At 50.1% G+C, this 17,421-nt stretch carries 18 protein-coding genes; 6 read left to right on the top strand and 12 right to left on the bottom strand.

Translation table 11 applies throughout. From position 1 onward, the window contains the following. Window positions 1–64 precede the first annotated feature (64 nt). Window positions 65–553, top strand: coding sequence for a DUF3429 domain-containing protein (locus KDK17_RS05295; protein WP_257279776.1), 489 nt, complete (start codon window positions 65–67; stop codon window positions 551–553). A gap of 44 nt (window positions 554–597) precedes the next feature. Then, window positions 598–852: a DUF3081 domain-containing protein gene (locus KDK17_RS05300; RefSeq protein ID WP_257279775.1), complete on the top strand. Its 255-nt coding sequence runs from the start codon at window positions 598–600 to the stop codon at window positions 850–852. A gap of 96 nt (window positions 853–948) precedes the next feature. Here the strand turns inward: KDK17_RS05300 and KDK17_RS05305 are convergent, their stop codons facing one another. The 3 genes from KDK17_RS05305 to KDK17_RS05315 form a co-directional block, all read right to left on the bottom strand. Then, window positions 949–1,965 (bottom strand): low specificity L-threonine aldolase, encoded by a 1,017-nt coding sequence (locus KDK17_RS05305; RefSeq protein ID WP_257279774.1) that lies wholly within the window; start codon window positions 1,963–1,965, stop codon window positions 949–951. Between the two features lie 150 nt (window positions 1,966–2,115). After that, window positions 2,116–2,943 carry a hypothetical protein gene (locus KDK17_RS05310; RefSeq protein ID WP_257274481.1) on the bottom strand — a complete coding sequence of 276 codons (828 nt, stop codon included), beginning with the start codon at window positions 2,941–2,943 and terminating at the stop codon, window positions 2,116–2,118. A gap of 110 nt (window positions 2,944–3,053) precedes the next feature. Further along, on the bottom strand, window positions 3,054–3,374 hold the full coding sequence (locus KDK17_RS05315) for a hypothetical protein (protein ID WP_257274482.1): 321 nt from the start codon (window positions 3,372–3,374) through the stop codon (window positions 3,054–3,056). Between the two features lie 115 nt (window positions 3,375–3,489). On the opposite strand from KDK17_RS05315, the gene KDK17_RS05320 reads away from it, so the two are divergent. Further along, window positions 3,490–4,752 carry a DNA polymerase IV gene (locus KDK17_RS05320; protein ID WP_257274483.1) on the top strand — a complete coding sequence of 421 codons (1,263 nt, stop codon included), beginning with the start codon at window positions 3,490–3,492 and terminating at the stop codon, window positions 4,750–4,752. 24 nt (window positions 4,753–4,776) lie between these two features. Here KDK17_RS05320 and sctU read toward each other — a convergent pair whose 3' ends face one another. From sctU to KDK17_RS05365, 9 genes are all read right to left on the bottom strand, one after another. After that, entirely contained in the window at window positions 4,777–5,832 is a 1,056-nt protein-coding gene (gene sctU, locus KDK17_RS05325; RefSeq protein ID WP_257255317.1) for a type III secretion system export apparatus subunit SctU, read from the bottom strand. Further along, window positions 5,829–6,620 (bottom strand): type III secretion system export apparatus subunit SctT, encoded by a 792-nt coding sequence (sctT, locus tag KDK17_RS05330; RefSeq protein ID WP_257255318.1) that lies wholly within the window; start codon window positions 6,618–6,620, stop codon window positions 5,829–5,831. The genes sctU and sctT overlap by 4 nt, the downstream gene beginning before the upstream one ends. Window positions 6,621–6,634: 14 nt before the next feature. Continuing rightward, on the bottom strand, window positions 6,635–6,898 hold the full coding sequence (gene sctS, locus KDK17_RS05335; protein WP_257255319.1) for a type III secretion system export apparatus subunit SctS: 264 nt from the start codon (window positions 6,896–6,898) through the stop codon (window positions 6,635–6,637). A 21-nt stretch (window positions 6,899–6,919) separates the two neighbouring features. Beyond that, on the bottom strand, window positions 6,920–7,579 hold the full coding sequence (gene sctR / locus KDK17_RS05340; RefSeq protein WP_257255320.1) for a type III secretion system export apparatus subunit SctR: 660 nt from the start codon (window positions 7,577–7,579) through the stop codon (window positions 6,920–6,922). Between the two features lie 37 nt (window positions 7,580–7,616). Beyond that, a complete protein-coding gene (sctQ, locus tag KDK17_RS05345; protein WP_257255321.1) occupies window positions 7,617–8,642 on the bottom strand; it encodes a type III secretion system cytoplasmic ring protein SctQ in 1,026 nt (341 codons plus the stop codon). Window positions 8,643–8,660: 18 nt separating this feature from the next. After that, window positions 8,661–9,434 (bottom strand): type III secretion HpaP family protein, encoded by a 774-nt coding sequence (locus KDK17_RS05350; protein ID WP_257255322.1) that lies wholly within the window; start codon window positions 9,432–9,434, stop codon window positions 8,661–8,663. 27 nt (window positions 9,435–9,461) lie between these two features. Continuing rightward, on the bottom strand, window positions 9,462–9,923 hold the full coding sequence (locus tag KDK17_RS05355; RefSeq protein ID WP_257255323.1) for a type III secretion protein: 462 nt from the start codon (window positions 9,921–9,923) through the stop codon (window positions 9,462–9,464). A 5-nt stretch (window positions 9,924–9,928) separates the two neighbouring features. Continuing rightward, complete coding sequence (sctN, locus tag KDK17_RS05360; RefSeq protein ID WP_257279772.1) at window positions 9,929–11,260, bottom strand: type III secretion system ATPase SctN; 1,332 nt, start codon at window positions 11,258–11,260, stop codon at window positions 9,929–9,931. A 109-nt stretch (window positions 11,261–11,369) separates the two neighbouring features. Beyond that, a complete protein-coding gene (locus KDK17_RS05365; protein ID WP_257255325.1) occupies window positions 11,370–11,867 on the bottom strand; it encodes a type III secretion system chaperone in 498 nt (165 codons plus the stop codon). A gap of 247 nt (window positions 11,868–12,114) precedes the next feature. On the opposite strand from KDK17_RS05365, the gene tadA reads away from it, so the two are divergent. The 3 genes from tadA to purL all read left to right on the top strand — a co-directional run bounded on the left by tadA (window position 12,115) and on the right by purL (window position 17,347). Further along, the gene (tadA, locus tag KDK17_RS05370; protein ID WP_257287530.1) at window positions 12,115–12,612 is read left to right on the top strand and encodes a tRNA adenosine(34) deaminase TadA; all 498 of its coding nucleotides are present in this window, start codon (window positions 12,115–12,117) and stop codon (window positions 12,610–12,612) included. Between the two features lie 172 nt (window positions 12,613–12,784). Further along, the gene (locus KDK17_RS05375) at window positions 12,785–13,093 is read left to right on the top strand and encodes a hypothetical protein (RefSeq protein ID WP_257287531.1); all 309 of its coding nucleotides are present in this window, start codon (window positions 12,785–12,787) and stop codon (window positions 13,091–13,093) included. 348 nt (window positions 13,094–13,441) lie between these two features. Beyond that, window positions 13,442–17,347 (top strand): phosphoribosylformylglycinamidine synthase, encoded by a 3,906-nt coding sequence (gene purL, locus KDK17_RS05380; RefSeq protein WP_257287532.1) that lies wholly within the window; start codon window positions 13,442–13,444, stop codon window positions 17,345–17,347. Window positions 17,348–17,421 lie beyond the last annotated feature (74 nt).

A 17,421-nucleotide genomic window follows, 5' to 3' on the forward strand; every position in this document is an offset into this window, starting at 1 on the left:
CTCAATTTCTTGCAATCCTCGCTACGGACGCTTAAGTCCGACAGGCTGCTAGTGAGACAAGACGATGAGACAAAAGGCTGAACAGATGGAGAAACCAGTGAATTTTTTTCAACGACTCATGTACTGGCTTGCCTGTCTTGGGATAACGCCTTTTGTTATTTCACTGTATCTATCCATCAGGGGCCAGTTTCTGTTTGGTAACAGTGGGGAGCATCTGTTTATTGTTTACTCTGTCATTATCTGCTGCTTTATGGCTGGTTCTTTATGGGGACAGGCTGCCTACACTGAGAATCGATCCGGAAACGTTATTAAAGTGCTGGCCAGTAATGTCATTGCACTCTGGGTATTTGGAGGGCTTATGGCAGGGCTGGCGGATGGTCAGATGCTGGTGCTTCTTGCCATTGGCTATCTGGCAACCCTGATTATTGAGTGCGTTCATACAGAACCTCTGGCCGATGGGCGTGTAATGTCTTACCTGTCCATGAGAGCCATCGTCACCCTGGTGGTGTTTATATTGCACTGTTTTCTCTTTGCCTCCCTGACAATGACGTAAGCAGGGAGTCTTGATTTTTTGGGTTTGCCTTAAGGAGTCAGTAAGTGGATCAACATATTGATATTCAAAAGTGTCTTGTGGCATTTGCCCGCATACTGGACGAGGGGGAACAGATCAATGGGGGCTACCTCTTGAAAGGTGTTACCGCCAGTTCACTGGATGATGGTTATACGGTTATTCTGGGCAATAGGGACTGTCAGCTATCAATCTATTTTCATAATAAATTCGCGATTGAATCCGCCAGCCAGAAAAGTACAGATGCCTTCATTAAGCTTCTTTACCGCATTGCCGAGCAATAATTTGCTGTTTGTCTGTTGGCTCTTTGAATATCAAAACCGCCGGACTGGCGGGGTTATTCGGGGGTGTCTGGCCTGTGGAGCGACGGGCGGGGAATGTTAGAAGCTTTCCAAAGCGGCGGCTGCAAAACAGTCTACTTCTTCTTCTGTCGTGTCAAACGACGTCACCATTCGATAGCACTCAGGTCCATTAGGAAAGAAGGCGCTCACTGCCATCAGTCTTGCGGCCAATGCCTTGGGCATGGTGACGAAAAGCTGGTTGGTCTGCACCGGGCAGTAAAGGTTGATATCCGGGTGTTTCAACAGGCCCTCTGCCAGCCTTGCTGCCATCTGATTGGCTTGTTGGGCATTTTTCTGCCAAAGGTGGTCGGTAAAAAGGGCTTTCATCTGGGCTGAAATAAAGCGCATTTTTGAGTGCAGTTGCAGCCCCTGCTTGCGCAAGTGCAGGAAACCATCGGCTGCTTCTTGATGGAAGAACACCAGGGCTTCACCAAACATCAGGCCATTTTTTGTCCCTCCCAGTGACAGAATATCAATGTACTGGCAGAGTTCTGCCGGAGGGCAGTCCATGGCTACAAGGGCATTGTAAATACGACAGCCGTCTACATGCATTAGCATTCCGGTCTCTTCGCAAACAGCCTTGATGGCCGCCAATTCTGACAGAGAGTAAAAAGTGCCCCATTCAGTGGGCTGGGTGATTGAGACCAGCTTTGGACGGGTAGCATGAGGCCCCCAGTAAGTTTCCTGCTCGTAGGCGGCCCGGATCTGCTTCGGAGTGATTTTGCCATGCACTGCAGGCAGCGTAATGAACTTGCTGCCGGTAGCATTAGCCGCTGCACCGGCTTCATGAGTAAAGATATGTGCACTATCAGGACAGATAATACTATCAATACTACGCAGCACCGACTTGCAGGCCAGAGTGTTGGCGGCAGTGCCGTTGTAGACGTAGTAAATGTCACATTCACGACCCAGAGTGGCCTTGATCAGGGCGTCGGCTTCCTGAGTCAACGAATCGCCCCCATAGGAAGGCGTATGACCCTGGTTGGCTTCAGCCAGTGCGTACATGATTTCAGGGCTGACGCCTGAACAGTTGTCACTGCAGAAATGCTTGTCCATGGGTTGTGTTCTGTTCCCGTGATTTAAAGTCAGTGAGTTTAGCCGGAACCAGAACAATGCCCAAGGGGTATGGCGTCGTTAAAGCGATCTGTGTGCCGGTCAGGCAAAAAAAAGCCAGGAGTGCGTCCTGGCAAGGAGGAATGTTCTCGATTATTTCAAGCGGTTGGCTTTGGCGTTCTGCCTGCTCTGGCTTTTCACAGGACGGTCCTTTTCAAAGTCCTGTCTCAGATACAGCTTGGTAAAGGCGTGGCTGGCAAACTCTCGTTGAGTAAAATCGCGAATGGCTTTCTTCTCGCCCTTGGATCGGGTGTGCTTGGGCTGTGCCAGCCGTCTGGTCGTTTCAGGGTTAACCTTGCCGCATTTGTCTCGGGTTACAGGTGCTTTCAGGTCATCCTCATATTTCTGTTTGGCATCGCTCAGTGCTTTTTGTCTGGCCAGAAAATCTGAAGAGAGTGCTTTCTGTTTTATTTTCGGCCTGCGCTCATCTTTATCACCGAAAACCACCGTGCGAATGTTTTTTTGATAACGGTCAGCAACTTCTGCCCCCGGAGTATTGAAGGGGATGGGGTGAGGCCTGGAAAGAGCCGCCATGAAGGCATGCCCCGGCTTTTTCTCTGGCCTGGCCACTGGACGAGGGATGCGTGATGGCGCTCTCATCAGTTGCTCTTTCACGGACTGCTCTTTTACGGAAACAGCGGCATCAGTAACGGCTACCTGCCTGTCGCCAATATCCGTTTCATCCCAATCCCATTCGAAGAGAAGGTCGTTCTCATTAAGTTCATGCATGTCGGCTATATAGTTTCTCGCCATGGAGCTGACTTCACTGGCACCCCAATAGAGTGTGGATACCGCTCTGGAGGCACCATTGTACAACCAGGTTTTAGCCTGCTCTTTGCCCTCTGAAAATGCGTTGAGAGCCAGTTGTAGTGCATTGCTTGTTGTATTGACTGGTGAGTGGGGGGTCATACATGAGTACATGGGCAACTCCTTTCTATCCTTGAATGCTGTTGTTGTTTTTTATGGTCAGCTTAGCCTTCTTTTAAAGGCTGTTTAATGACAACCCGGTTAGTTGGCCTAACGGTTTTTCTTCAGAATATGCAGTCCACTGCCTGAAGGTTATCTCCATGGTGCATAACCTGCAAAGCAGGTGTTTCCGTACTGATGTGGGCAACAGCCATCCGGGCATCGAAATGACTTACGTAGATCGTAGTGCGGTATCTGACCGCCAGAACAGCTTCGTTGAATCCGAAAAAGCTGAACAGTGTCAGTACGATTTGAAAGGTGATCCTTGTGCGTTTGAACATGGCTACTTCCCCGTGTGAACCAATGTAGAGCTGATCGTACGAGATGCAGACAAGGGGTTGCATAACATCTCTGTCAGCAATGCTGACGAAATCGGAAGACATCATAAAATCGCACTCATTTGCTTCAATTCATCCGCTCATGCACCTATTTCCGGGGCGATAAAAAAAATCAATCAAAGAGGGACTTGTCTGAAAGCTTCAGGTGAATAATACTGTATAAATGAACAGTATTCTTGTAAAAGACAAGCCTTGGCCCCGAATGATTGCGCTGGTGGATATGAATGCCTTTTTTGCCTCCATTGAGCAGCTGGACCGGCCTCAATGGCATCAAAAGCCGGTGTGTGTCACCAATGGCCGAACAGGGACTTGCATCATCACCGCCTCCTACGAGGCACGGGCCCGGGGCATCAAAACCGGTATGAGGTTGCGTGAGGCCAGAGGTTTGGCGCCTGATCTTATCCAGGCGCCTTCGCGGCCTTATCGTTATGCTCAGATTTCCTCCAGCATCATGTCAGCTCTGGAAAACATCACTCCGGAAATAGAAGTCTTCTCGGTGGACGAGGCTTTTCTCGATCTGACCGACTGTCAGGCACTCTATGACTGCCCGGTGGCCGAGGTGGGCCGAAGGATCAAGGCCTGTGTTTTTGAGGCTTCCGGCCTGTTGTGTTCAGTGGGTATCAGTGGTGACAAGACCACAGCCAAGTGGGCAGCCAAGCAACAGAAGCCTGACGGACTGACCGTTGTCCACCCCTATCAGGCTCGTGAAACCCTGTCGGATGCTCTGGTCACTGATCTGTGTGGCGTCGGTTCAGGTATTGGGCGTTACCTGGCTCAGTACGGTGTGCGTCGTTGCGGTGATATGCAGAAAGTGCCCATTAGCGTGCTGGGCAAGCGTTTTGGTAATCTGGGCAAACGCATCTGGCTGATGGCCCAGGGCATGGACCCGGAGCCACTGCATAAAGAGGTAGGCGTGCCCCAGAGTATCGGGCACGGTAAGGTGATTCCGCCCAATACCCGGGATAAAACCATCCTGAGAACCTATCTGCTGCATATGTGTGAAAAGGTGGCCGCTCGTCTCAGACGTTATGACTTTGAAGCCCGGTTGTTTGCCATTGGCGTGAATACGCCCGGAGGCTGGGTCAGCAAAAAGCTGAAGACGACAACCCCAACATCCGATGGCGATCTGATCATGGCACTGGCAGACTTTTTCCTGGATGTCTACTGGGATGAAGGAGAGAGAAGCCGGGGAGTGCATCAGGTACACGTCGGAGCCCTGGACCCGCGACCCAAACATGGGCAAGGAGAACTGTTCAAGGAAGAGGATATTAAAAAGGAAAAACTACTGGCGACCATTGATGAGATCAACCATCGTTACGGCGAGTTCGCCCTGTGTAAGGCTCCCTTGCTGAACCGCTCGGAAATGCCCAATGTCATTTCACCGGCCTGGCGGCCAGTGGGGCCCAGAAATACTCTGGAGAGTTGAGCAGAGGTTTTGCATTGTTCAACCTTAAGAGTCGTCTGAGAGGCCCTGTTTTTCCTTGAGGTCTTCTACCCATCGGAATACTTCTGCCACCGGTTCAATCAAATCGCTGGGGATGAAACTGGCAATGTCCGTATCAAACAGGGCGTGGGCCAGGGGGACATTCTCCATAACGGGGATGCCTTCTTTATCGGCAATTTTCACAATAAAGCGTGCACGTCCACCCCGGCCTTTAACCGTCACCACGGGCAGTGGTGTCACATCCTGTTTATAGTGCAGGCCGATGGCCAGGTGAGTCGGGTTTTTGATAACAACGTCTGATTTCTTGGTGTTTTCTGCTTCGTTGAGAATTTCCTGGTGAATTTCTTTTCGTTTACCCTTGATTTCAGGGCTACCTTCCATCTCTTTGTGTTCGCGTTTGACTTCATCCTTGGACATTTTATTTTCTTTGGTGAACTGTTGCTTCTCGAAAAGATAGTCCAGCACCGAGATCACTAAGAAAGCCGCAATGGCGTAGATCATCAGTTTTTTCATCAAAACCCCGACGACAGGGAGGATACAGTCATTACCACAGTAAGGGAGGTTGACCATATCAGCGAGGCTGTTTTTGATGACGAAGTAAACAACGATGGAAAGAAACACAATCTTGATAACGGACTTGAAGAATTCCACCAGATTTTTGATGGCAAAGATGCGCTTGAATCCGGCAATGGGACTGATCTTTTTCAGGTCGGGTTTTACCGATTCACCGGCCAGCAGAAAGCCAAACTGCATAATGTTGCCTATGATGGCAGACAGCATGGATACCATAACCAGGGGTAACAGCAGCTCAATGGATTTATCAAGAATGCCCCGGGTGACAATCTTGAAAGCGTCCTGAAAGTTTTCGTTATAAACCGTTGCGGGAAGGATCACCATTTCCTGAATGGTGTTGAGATAGGTATCGCTCATAAACCAGAGGGTGCAGACCACGGCGATAATGCCAAAGGTGCTGGATACTTCTTTACTCTTGGCGACCTGACCTTTTTTTCGGGCGTCACGCAGTTTTTTTGGTGTAGGTTTCTCTGTCTTTTCAGCACTCATTTCCAGAGCTCTCCCACGGTTTTAAAAATCATGGGAATGCTTTCGTCATGTTTTTTGGCCAGTTGTAGAATCGTGCTGACGTAAACCACCAGGATGGCTGCCGCGACACCGGATTTGATCGGCATGGCCAGAATAAATACGTTCAGCTGAGGGGCTGAGCGGCTGATCAGGGCGATGCCAAATTCTGTGATAAACATGGAGATAATGACGGGGGCAGAAAGCCACATGGCCAGTCCAATAATCAGGTTGAACTGATTCAGGAAAAAAGTAGTGGCTTCAGGGTTCAGTCTGGGATAGAAACTGAACACAGGCCATACGTCATAGCTGATGAACAGACTTTGCAGCAACAGCAGAAATAAGCCACTGACCATGAAAATAGCGGTAAAAGCCTGAGAGAACAAGACACCCATGGGTGATGTTTCCGCACCCGACAGAGGATTCAGGGCGCTGGCCATGGAAGCCCCCCGTTGGTTATCAATGAAGAACCCCGCTGACTCCAGTGCCCAGAATGGAATGGTGATACAAAACCCGATAATGGCCCCTATAAAAGCTTCTTTAAGAACAAATCCGGCCGTAGCATAAATGGTGAGGGCTTCATCGGGTTTGTGTTCTGCCAGCATAGGATGGAGAAACAGGACCATGCAGGCGCAAATGCCATTTCGCATCATGGCGCCACCCAGCATGCGTTTGTGCAGGAAAGGGATCAGAGTGAACAGGGCAACAATTCTGGGCATGCCCATGGTAAATACATAAAACCACTCTTTTAGCTCATCTATTGGGATGACCATGGCGGATTACCCGGTTATAGGTCCGGTATTTTGTTCATGATGGCCAGAGAGTAATGATAAATCTCAATGCCCAACCATCGGGCAGTGGCAAAGATGCTGATGATGACGGCAATCAGCTTGAAGGCAAAGGGCAGGGTTTGCTCCTGGATCTGGGTCAGGGCCTGGATCAAACTGATCAGCAGACCTACGCCAGCCGCGGCAATGATCGGAGGCATGGATAAAACCAGAGTCAGCATCAGTGCCTGAGCTGTCAGCTGAATGATGTCCGAGTCTACCATGCTCTTTTCCCTTGAGGCTTTCTAGCCATAACTTAATACCAGTCCCTGAATCAAACGGGTCCAACCGTCCAGCAAGACAAACAGGAGCAGTTTGAAAGGCAGGGATATGGTCATGGGAGAGACCATCATCATACCCATGGCCAGCAGGATGTTTGAGACGATCAGGTCGATGACGATGAAAGGCAAATAGAGCAAAAAGCCAATTTGGAACGCCTTGGTCAATTCCGTGATACAAAAAGAGGGCAGCAGCACAATAAAGTCATCCCCCGAGAGTTCCTGCTGGTATTTTTTTGGCCACAGAAGGCGTGCAGACTTCAGAAAGAAGTTACGCTCTTTTTCGTTGGTGTTGTCTTTGAGAAATTGCTTGTAAGGGGCGCTGGCCAGCTTGAAGGATTCGATCCAGGACAGATCCTCAAAATTAATCTTTTCAGGTTCCAGCAATTCATAAGACTGATAGCCTATAGGTGCCATGATGTAGAGTGTCAAAATAATGGCCAGCGCGTTCATGGCAATGTTGGGAGGAATCTGCTGAAGACCGGTGGCGTTTCTGAGAATGGAAAAGACCACCACCAGTTTCAAAAAAGAAGTGCCCATGACTGCCATGAATGGAATCAGCGCCATCAGTGCCAGTGGCACCATCAAATAAAATGGGCTGGTCAAATTCAGTATGCCGCTTTCCATGGCGGGAACCTGCTCTACTGGATGTACTGCCTGGTTATTAGGATTCGGTCTTTCCCGTGAGTTCTGTAATCCGGGCTCCGAGGCGGCCTTCTATTTCCACCAACTGGCATTTACCAATCAGCTGGCCATTGGCTCTGATCTTGACCGGTGCTTCCACAGGGTTACTGAGCTGGAAAACATACCCAGGCGTCAGGCTTTGCAATTCTGCGAATGTCAGCTGTTGTTCGCCCACTTCGAACATCAGCATCACGGGCAAATCATGAAGATCAATAGGGGTAGCAGGTGCCTGCGGAGCTTCGCCTTCTGGCATAGGCTCTTCATGCTCTGTGTACCCTTGGGCAGAATAATCTTCCATCGGCTGAAGCCTCTGTGAAATAGTGAGCCGGGTATCCTCAAGAGTGCCGAGAAACGCAGCATTCTGTTTGATTTTTACAATCACCTCTGAGTGACTGACATATTTTTCCAGAAAAACAATGTCGCCTTCTTCCAGATCATTGAGTTCACTGCGGTTCAGTGAGGTACTGCCTTTTTGCAGGGATACCCATAAAGGTATATCGGGCAGTGAGATAGATTGATGAGGTGGAATTGACTTCAACAGGTTCTCTATCACCTCGGAATACTCAATCTGAATGCTGGAACGGATGCTCCCGGCTTCAAGATCCACTGCAATTAAAGGGGCGTCTGTTTGCTCGGCAGGTTTGAGATGAGTGAGTGTGACAGACTGACCCAGCATCTGGCCCAAAAAATTAAACAAGGGGGTCAGGCTGCTCGAAATAGCCGCTTCACGAAGACTTTCAGGCAGTTTTTTAATGATTTGATGGTCGAGCTTTTTGGGCAAAAGAAAATCCAGAACCTGATGGCCCAGATAGAGTTTGTTGGGGTAGCCAGCCAGTTCTATATCGGCCTGCCAGCTGGAGGTCTGGTGATCAAGACCGGCAAGAGAGACAGTGAATTCGATACCGTTCAGTTGAATCTGGTAGCGGGTTTTGCGACGACACAGGAGCTGCCCCAACTGAAGCTCGGTTGCTGATATTGATTCAAACTTCAGTGGTATTGGTTCCATCAGTGTTTATCCGTTCTCTCAGGAATCATCGTTTTCCTGTTCTTCTTCACCCACGTACTCCTGCCGGGAACGCCCCTCACTCTGTTCGCCACCTCCGCCAGACAGGTTGATGTTGACCTGAACTTTTTCACCCAGCTTTTCGAGATTCTTCATCAAGCTGGCTTCATTGGCTTGCAGAAAGTTGTGGGAGTCTGCTGAAGAGGTATTCATGGTCACTTGCAGTTCACCAGAGACTCTCTGAATACGGATTTCGGTGCCCGGCAGAATATTGTCTTTCAGAGTGATTCGAACTTCGGCTCCTTCGATAGCGTCTTTTGAAGACACCATGATTTTATCAACCAGCTTGTTGATGACTTCATTGATTTCTTTGGGGCCACTGACGGCCTGAATGCTTTTCAATTGAACTTCAGAGGCCTGCTGGGTTTCCCTAACCTGACCGATCACATGCTCAGTGCCGTCACGCAGAGACTGCATGGCACCCTCTTCCAGACCTTTTTGACCTTCCTGACCTTTTTGACCTTCCTGACCTTCACGGCCACCGCCCTGGTCTTTGAACTTGCCTTCCAGAGCTTCCTTGGCACTTTTTCTGCGCTCTGCCATCAGGCTTTCAAGGCTTTGATCGCCCTTGGATTCCCCTTTGGTACTTTTCGGATCTTCTTTCTTTTTCATTTTTTTGGAAAAGTCAGAAGCCTGATCCTCAGACACTTTCTGGCTCTGATTCTGGCTCTGATTTTGAGCGGGCTGGTTGTTGCTATTCTGCTGAACATTCTGATTAGAGTGTGTGGGCTGCATGGTTGGCCTCCTTGCGATCTGTGCACCCTAGAATTTCGGACGAACAGTAAATTCTTCCATTTCCAGATCTTCGAGGCGAGCGGCTTCCTTTGCGGCTTCCTCGTCCTGAGCTTTGGTAAACTCTTCAAACTTTTCCACAGCCTGCATGGCTTTCGCATGATCTTCACGGGCCTGCTCAAGCTGTTCTTTGGCCTTTTCGACATTCTGTCTGGCTTCGTTGATGGCCTGTTCCAGCAGAACATCCTTTTCACGCATCTGGGCTACCTTGGCTTTTAGCTGATCCAGTTCATTCTGCTTCACCGCAGTATTGATAATGTTATCGTAGAGCCTTTCTTCTTCTTTACAGCGCCAGTCAATGTACTCTTCCAGTTCCTGCTCTTTGTTTTTGACTTCCAGCTGAGCCTGCTCCAGACGATATTCACACTTGCGAACTTCGTCCTGAGCAGACTTTTCCCGAATCTGCTTAACCTTGAGAAGTTCGTGCAGCATTCAGATCAGACTCCAACGACACGACGCAGTTGCTGGATGGTGGTGTCATAGTCACTCAGTTCATCGGTGCGCTGCTTCAGGAAGGTTCTTATGGCGTCTATTTTCCGCAAGGCTTCATCCGCCACTGCATCTGAGCCCGCTTTATACTCACCGACCTTAACCAGCAGTTCAATTTCTTCGAACTTGGCCAGAAGTTCCCTGAGTTTGCCCGCTGCGGCTTTGTGCTCTTCCGGGGTGATGGCATTCATGACACGGCTGGCACTGGATAGCACATCAATGGCCGGGTAGTGGTTAGCGGCAGCCAACTTTCTGGAAAGGATGATGTGTCCGTCCAGAATGGATCGGGTCTCATCCGCTACCGGTTCAGTCATATCGTCACCTTCTACCAGTACGGTGTAGAGCGCCGTGATTGAACCTGTATCAGACATACCGGCACGCTCCATTAACTTGGGAAGCGTGGCAAAGACTGAGGGTGGAAAACCTCGACGGGTTGGCGGCTCGCCGGCTGCCAGACCTATTTCACGCTGGGCACGGGCAAAACGGGTGACGGAATCCATTAGCAGAAGGACTTTTTTACCTTTGTCCCTGAAATACTCTGCGACGGCTGTGGCAGTATAGGCCGCTTTGGCTCTTTCCATGGACGATTTGTCAGAAGTGGCAACGATAATAACGGACTTCTTGACGCCTTCCGGGCCCAGATCATGCTCGATAAATTCCCTGAGTTCCCGTCCCCTTTCACCGATCAGCGCGAGGACTGTGACATCCACTTCAGCCCCTTTAACCAGCATCGAGAGCAGCGTACTCTTACCACCGCCGGCGGCAGCGAAGATCCCCATACGCTGTCCTTCTCCGCAGGTCAGTACGCCATCCAGGACTCTCAGGCCCAGTGGTAATGGTTTATCAATGATCTGGCGAGTCATGGGGTCAGGACTGTCGGCATAAACCGGATACCAGGTCTCAGGCTCCACTCCGTCGAAGGCTTCCGGGTTTAAAGGGTTTCCCATACCATCAAGCACGTGACCCAGAAGGTGAGAGCCAACGCCTACATGGTGAACCTTACCCGTGGGAATCACTTCTGTTGTGGAGGAGATACCCATGATTTCACCCATGGGAGAGAGTACCGTTTCGTGCCCCTGAAAGCCAACGACCTCGGCGTAGCTGGTCCTGTCATCGTTTGGCGTCACCAGCTCACACAACTCGCCAATCTTGACACCGGGAACCGCCGCTTTGATGATCATGCCCTGTACTTCGGTAACACGGCCACGAATATCCAGTAGCCGGCTGCTTTCAACCGCATTTTGAAGCGCAGAAGTGAGGTAGTTAAGTGCTTCGGCCACGATCCCCGTCTCCTTTGTTACCCGTTGTTTTTTTTCTGTTCAGGATTTGATTAGTCAGAAAGAAAAAGAGGGCTGAATAAGCCCTCTTTTTCGGTGTGTTGATCAAGAATCAGACCATCATACCCATGTCTCCAGGTCCGCCGGGAGCGGTGGGAGGAGGCTTTGGACCACTCTCTTTGGGTGGTGCGGTACCATCGCTTTCAGTATTATTCACCTCGGAGATCACCCATTCAAGTGTGTTGACGAACTTCTCCAGGGTGGACTCAAAGTTGCCGTAGTCCGACGAAGCCTGCATAGAGCGAATCAGCAGAATTTCAGACTTGTCATGGTTCAGAGCGTGAAAAGCACCCTGCATACTGTGATGCTGAAGGTTCAGTGACAGGAGCTTTTCGTAGAGGCTGGTTTTGGCATCGTCGTGAGCATCCATGGGTTTTACTGAAGAGACAAACACCAGTGCTTCGTCTTCTTCCAGATATTCCATATTCACGATCAGGGTATCATCAAAACAGAGACCGCAGGCATCGTGTTCATTTAAGCTGAGCTCGCCCAGACCGATGCTCTCTGCAAAATGCTGTATATTCTCTTCTACATTTTGCTTGTAACTCATTCGATCATACCCTCCAATGGTACTTAGTCAGAAACTGAAATAACGATAATTAACTCTCAGTATATATCGCTCTTTTGCATTGCGTTGGAGAATTCCTGAACACCCGATCCGGAGAACTCCAGAACTTGATTAGTGTCTTTATCGGTCAAAGTGGCGAACGTCTGTATACTTGTTTCAACTTTTTTTTTACGTGTGAGTTGAATCGTTAACTCACGGCAGTTTCTTCGTTGAGTAGTGAGATTCTTTTTTGGCAGATCAAAACACGGATAGCCTCTGGATGCGCGAGGCCCTGAAGGAAGCGGAAAAAGCCCGGGAAAAAGATGAGGTTCCGGTCGGGGCCGTTGTGGTCAGGGGTGGCGAAATAATAGGCCGGGGTTTTAACCAGCCCATCAGCGGCTGCAATCCGGTGGCCCATGCTGAGGTAATGGCCTTACAGGAAGCGGCCGCCACCCTCAACAACTACCGATTGGTGGATTGTGAACTCTACGTGACCCTTGAACCTTGCACCATGTGTGCCGGAGCGATTATCCACAGTCGGCTAAAACGGGTGATTTTTGGTGCCCCGGAACCCAAGGCCGGGGCTCTGGTCAGTCAGAGCCGAACATTGGAGTTGCCCTATATGAATTATCGGGTGGAAATGACTCCCGGGGTTCTTGAAGAGGAGTGTAGCGAAATCATTTCCTCCTTTTTCAGAGCCCGGCGTGAGGCCAAAAAAGCAGAGAATAAACGTTTGAAGTTGTGCTGAAATGGTGCATTCGGCTTTATGAAAAGCGGATATGAATGAGTGCCGTTGTAAAAAACCAACGAACGATGGAACTTTTCATTGGAAGGAATGTCGAAGATTGACCTCTCATTGAAGGGGCAAGCCAAATTCTGGCTTTCTTATGATTTGATCTTTGACATTTGGAGTACATTCGATGAGAAAACTCGTTTTGACAGTCTTATTGGTGGCGTCTTCCACGGTTTGTGCGGAAATACGAAAAATAGAGGAGCAAACGCATGTGGATGCGTGGGGTGCAAGAGTCATGACAAGTTACTTTGACACAGTGTCTGAACAGTATTGTCTGGTGGTTATTGATAGTGAAAAATCAAATGTGCTTATGAACTGCAAAGCTGTCCATGAACTCTCAGAGCAGGCGCAAAAAAACATTCTCGGCGAGAATTACATACCAAAATCAGACACTGGCGCAAGCGAAGCATATCAAAACGCTTGTCTCAATAACTGAATTCCAGTCTGTCAATCATTGCTGTTCGGTGAGCTGTCGTCTTCCGGATCTTTTAGTACTAAAAAACTGTCCAGAGCATTTTTTGTCAATGCTCTGGCTATGCCAGAGTCTCTTGTTCTCTTACTACTGTCGTTGAAAAAACTAACAAACGTGGAAATTTTTAATTAAACCGTATGTCCAGGAATTATCGGTTCATTAAAGAGTCAAGCCAACCTGACGAGAGAAATATCAAGTTCACGAAAAAAACTGTCAAGATCTGTAAATCAATCACTGGTTTCCATACTGGGATTTCGATTATCATACCGCTCCTGATTATCCCCCTGAGTCCAGTTGAGGACAGTTTTTATCATGCTGATTTTGCGTGGTGCTCCGGCTCTCTCGCCGTTTCGTAGCCAAAAGCTGCTTGAAACCCTGCAACACAGGATCCCTGAAATTACCGGTGTTTTTGCTGAATACCAGCACTTTGTCCGGGTCGACGAAGCATTGTCCGACCAGGAATTGAAGGTTCTGGAACAGCTACTGACCTATGGTCCCCGGATGCAGGAAGGTGAGTGTTCAGGCGCTCTTTTTCTTGTTGTACCCCGTCCGGGCACTATTTCTCCATGGTCCAGTAAAGCCACCAACATCGCTGAAAATTGTGGTCTCAGCAAGGTGCACCGGATTGAACGCGGTCTGGCTTACTATGTGTCCGCTGAACAAGGCCTCAATGAACACCAGAAACAAGTGGTATCCAGCCTGATTCACGACCGCATGACCGAGGCTGTTTTGGCTGATGACAGAGAAGCAGAGCTTCTTTTTGCAGAAACCGAGCCAGCGCCCTTGACCCGTGTCGATATTCTCGAAGGCGGGCGTGAGGCTCTGGTTGCCGCCAACCAGTCCCTTGGACTTGCACTGGCAGAAGATGAAATGGATTATCTGGTCACCAGCTATGAGGGTTTGGACAGGAACCCGACGGATGTAGAGCTGATGATGTTTGCTCAGGCCAACTCTGAGCACTGCCGCCATAAGATCTTCAATGCGACCTGGACCATTGACGGTTTACAGCAGGATCATTCTTTGTTCCAGATGATCCGTAACACCCACAGTATGAGCAGTGAAGGTGTGCTCTCAGCCTATAAAGACAACGCATCCGTTATTAAAGGCTCCAAAGCCGGACGTTTTTTCCCGTCTCCTGAAAAGAAAGATTACCAGTACCACCAGGAAGACATTCATATCCTGATGAAAGTGGAAACGCACAACCATCCCACTGCCATCTCGCCATGGCCGGGTGCTTCTACCGGTGCGGGGGGGGAGATCCGTGATGAAGGTGCGACCGGTCGAGGCTCCAAGCCAAAGGCAGGTCTGACCGGTTTCTCCGTATCCAATCTGAACATTCCCGGCTACAAACAGCCATGGGAAAAAGAGTATGGCAAGCCGGATCGGATCGTGACTGCTCTGGATATTATGCTGGAAGGCCCTCTGGGTGGTGCGAGCTTTAACAACGAATTTGGTCGTCCAAACCTGTGCGGCTACTTCCGTACTTTTGAGGCCACAGCCAAAGGGTCTGTGGGTGAAGAAGTGAGGGGTTACCATAAGCCCATCATGTTGGCAGGCGGCCTGGGTAATATCCGGGCTGATCATGTTGAAAAAGGAGATATTCCCGTTGGCGCCAAGCTGATTGTTCTGGGCGGTCCGGCCATGCAGATCGGTCTGGGTGGTGGTGCGGCCTCTTCCATGACGTCCGGTGAAGGTCAGGAAGACCTGGACTTTGCCAGCGTTCAGCGCGACAACCCCGAGATGGAGCGTCGTTGTCAGGAAGTGATTGACCAATGCTGGCAGCTGGGTGATGAGAACCCTATCGCCTTTATCCACGACGTAGGCGCGGGAGGTCTTTCCAATGCTCTGCCGGAACTGGTCAGTGATGGTGGCCGCGGTGGTCGCTTCCAGCTCAGGGATATTCTGAATGATGAGCCCGGCATGTCCCCCCTGGCACTTTGGTGTAATGAATCCCAGGAACGTTATGTGATGGCGGTAGCGCCAGAAAATATGGAGCTGTTTGAAGCTATCTGTCAACGCGAGCGTTGTCTCTACGCCGTTGTGGGCGAAGCCACAGAAGAGTCACACCTGTTGGTAGAAGACAGCCACTTTGATAACCAGCCAGTGGATATGCCTCTGGATGTTTTATTGGGCAAACCACCTCGCATGCATCGTGATGTGCAGACTGAAAATATTCAGCAGGACGCACTGGATCTTTCCGGTGTGACACTGGCAGAAGCTTCTGAGCGAGTGCTCAAGCTGCCAACCGTCGCCAGCAAAAACTTCCTGATTACTATTGGCGACCGCTCTATCACCGGTCTGGTAGCCCGTGAGCAGATGGTTGGCCCCTGGCAGGTACCTGTTGCTGACTGTGCGGTTACCGCTACTGCTTTTGATACCTGTACCGGTGAAGCCATGTCCATGGGTGAAAGAACCCCTCTGGCTCTTATTAATGCGCCTGCATCGGGTCGTATGGCGATTGGTGAAGCGATTACCAACATCGCCAGCACCCGGATTGACAAGCTCGGCGATATAAAACTGTCGGCAAACTGGATGGCTGCTGCCGGTCATCCGGGTGAGGACGCCAAACTCTATGAAACCTGTAAAGCAGTAGGCATGGAACTCTGCCCGAAATTGGGTATTGCTATTCCGGTAGGCAAAGACTCTATGTCCATGCGTACCAACTGGAAAGACGGTGATGTTGAAAAGAGTGTTACCTCACCGCTGTCTCTGGTTATTTCGGCTTTTGCTCCAGTGACCGACATACGCAAGACCGTCACTCCAGAGCTGAGAACCGATAAGGGTGAGACCGATCTGCTGCTGGTGGATCTGGGTCGTGATCATAACCGTCTGGGTGCTTCTGCCCTGGCACAGGTTTATGGTCAGATGGGTGATGTTGCTCCTGATGTTTTCTCTGCAGAAGACCTGAAAGGCTTCTTCACGGGTATCCAGCAATGTCTGGAAGAGGACCTGCTGTTGGCTTACCACGACCGTTCAGACGGTGGTCTCTTTACCACACTGGTTGAGATGGCCTTTGCCGGTCACACCGGTATTGAGGTGAATCTGGATAAATTGGCGGGCTCTGAAGCGGCCATCATTCCAGCCCTTTTTAATGAAGAGTTGGGTGCTGTTCTGCAGGTTCGTCGTGCCGACAAAGGTAAGGTCAAGGATATTCTGGCCGGACTGGGACTGGGTTCCTGCACTCACACCATTGCTGCCCTGAGATCAGATCAGCGTATCAACTTTACCTTTAATGGTGAGCTGATCAGTAGCGAAAGCCGGGTTAAATATCAGCGCTGGTGGGCTGAAACCAGTTATCGCATGCAGGCACTCAGGGATAACCCTGAATGTGCCCGTCAGGAGTTTGATAACCTGCTGGATGACGGCGATACAGGCTTACATGCCTCTTTGCCTTTTGACATCAATAGGGATGTTGCCGCTCCATATATTGCCACTGGAGCCAGCAAACCAAAGGTGGCCATTCTGAGGGAGCAGGGTGTTAACGGCCATGTGGAAATGGCGGCGGCTTTTGACAAGGCCGGCTTTTGTGCAGTGGATGTTCACATGAGTGACATTCTTTCCGGTCGCCGTGAGCTGGCTGAATTCAAAGGATTGGTAGCCTGTGGCGGCTTCTCATACGGTGACGTTCTGGGAGCAGGTGAAGGCTGGGCGAAATCAGTGCTGTTTAACAGCATGGCCCGTGACCAGTTTGCGGCTTTCTTTGATCGCCCGGACAGCTTTGCTCTGGGTGTCTGCAATGGCTGTCAGATGCTGTCCAATCTCCATGAATTGATTCCCGGTGCTGAGCACTGGCCACACTTCGTCCGTAACCAGTCTGAGCAGTTTGAAGCCAGAACCGTGATGGTTGAAGTGCAGCAAAACAAGTCCATTCTCCTCAGGGGTATGGAAGGTTCCAGAATGCCCATTGCAGTGGCACACGGTGAAGGTTATGCCGAGTTCAAAAAGGCTGACCAAATCAGGAAACTGTCTGCGGGTGGTCAGCTGGCCCTGAGATATGTGGATAATCAGGGGCGGGCTACTGAACGTTACCCCTACAACCCCAATGGTTCCGCTGAAGGTATTACGGGTCTGACTTCTGCCGATGGCAGGGTGACGATTATGATGCCTCACCCGGAAAGGGTATTCAGGGCGGTTCAGAACAGCTGGTATCCGGATACCTGGGGTGAAGATTCACCCTGGATGAGAATGTTCAGGAATGCCCGGGTCTGGGTTGACTGATATCTGCACAGCAACAGGCTTGTCTGGTTATCCTTTTTGCACCATGACTATTGAAAGGACAACCAGACAGCTCG

This window comes from Endozoicomonas sp. SESOKO2, assembly GCF_024606245.1.
GTDB lineage: Bacteria > Pseudomonadota > Gammaproteobacteria > Pseudomonadales > Endozoicomonadaceae > Endozoicomonas_A.

Bases quoted from the DNA above. Each gene is read 5' to 3' on its own strand.
- KDK17_RS05295 (WP_257279776.1), top strand. From the start codon at position 65: ATGAGACAAAAGGCTGAACAGATGGAGAAACCAGTGAATTTTTTTCAA.
- KDK17_RS05305 (WP_257279774.1), bottom strand. From the start codon at position 1,965: ATGGACAAGCATTTCTGCAGTGACAACTGTTCAGGCGTCAGCCCTGAA.
- KDK17_RS05310 (WP_257274481.1), bottom strand. From the start codon at position 2,943: ATGTACTCATGTATGACCCCCCACTCACCAGTCAATACAACAAGCAAT.
- KDK17_RS05315 (WP_257274482.1), bottom strand. From the start codon at position 3,374: ATGATGTCTTCCGATTTCGTCAGCATTGCTGACAGAGATGTTATGCAA.
- KDK17_RS05320 (WP_257274483.1), top strand. From the start codon at position 3,490: ATGAACAGTATTCTTGTAAAAGACAAGCCTTGGCCCCGAATGATTGCG.
- sctU (WP_257255317.1), bottom strand. From the start codon at position 5,832: ATGAGTGCTGAAAAGACAGAGAAACCTACACCAAAAAAACTGCGTGAC.
- sctT (WP_257255318.1), bottom strand. From the start codon at position 6,620: ATGGTCATCCCAATAGATGAGCTAAAAGAGTGGTTTTATGTATTTACC.
- sctS (WP_257255319.1), bottom strand. From the start codon at position 6,898: ATGGTAGACTCGGACATCATTCAGCTGACAGCTCAGGCACTGATGCTG.
- sctR (WP_257255320.1), bottom strand. From the start codon at position 7,579: ATGGAAAGCGGCATACTGAATTTGACCAGCCCATTTTATTTGATGGTG.
- sctQ (WP_257255321.1), bottom strand. From the start codon at position 8,642: ATGGAACCAATACCACTGAAGTTTGAATCAATATCAGCAACCGAGCTT.
- KDK17_RS05350 (WP_257255322.1), bottom strand. From the start codon at position 9,434: ATGCAGCCCACACACTCTAATCAGAATGTTCAGCAGAATAGCAACAAC.
- KDK17_RS05355 (WP_257255323.1), bottom strand. From the start codon at position 9,923: ATGCTGCACGAACTTCTCAAGGTTAAGCAGATTCGGGAAAAGTCTGCT.
- KDK17_RS05365 (WP_257255325.1), bottom strand. From the start codon at position 11,867: ATGAGTTACAAGCAAAATGTAGAAGAGAATATACAGCATTTTGCAGAG.
- KDK17_RS05375 (WP_257287531.1), top strand. From the start codon at position 12,785: ATGAGAAAACTCGTTTTGACAGTCTTATTGGTGGCGTCTTCCACGGTT.
- purL (WP_257287532.1), top strand. From the start codon at position 13,442: ATGCTGATTTTGCGTGGTGCTCCGGCTCTCTCGCCGTTTCGTAGCCAA.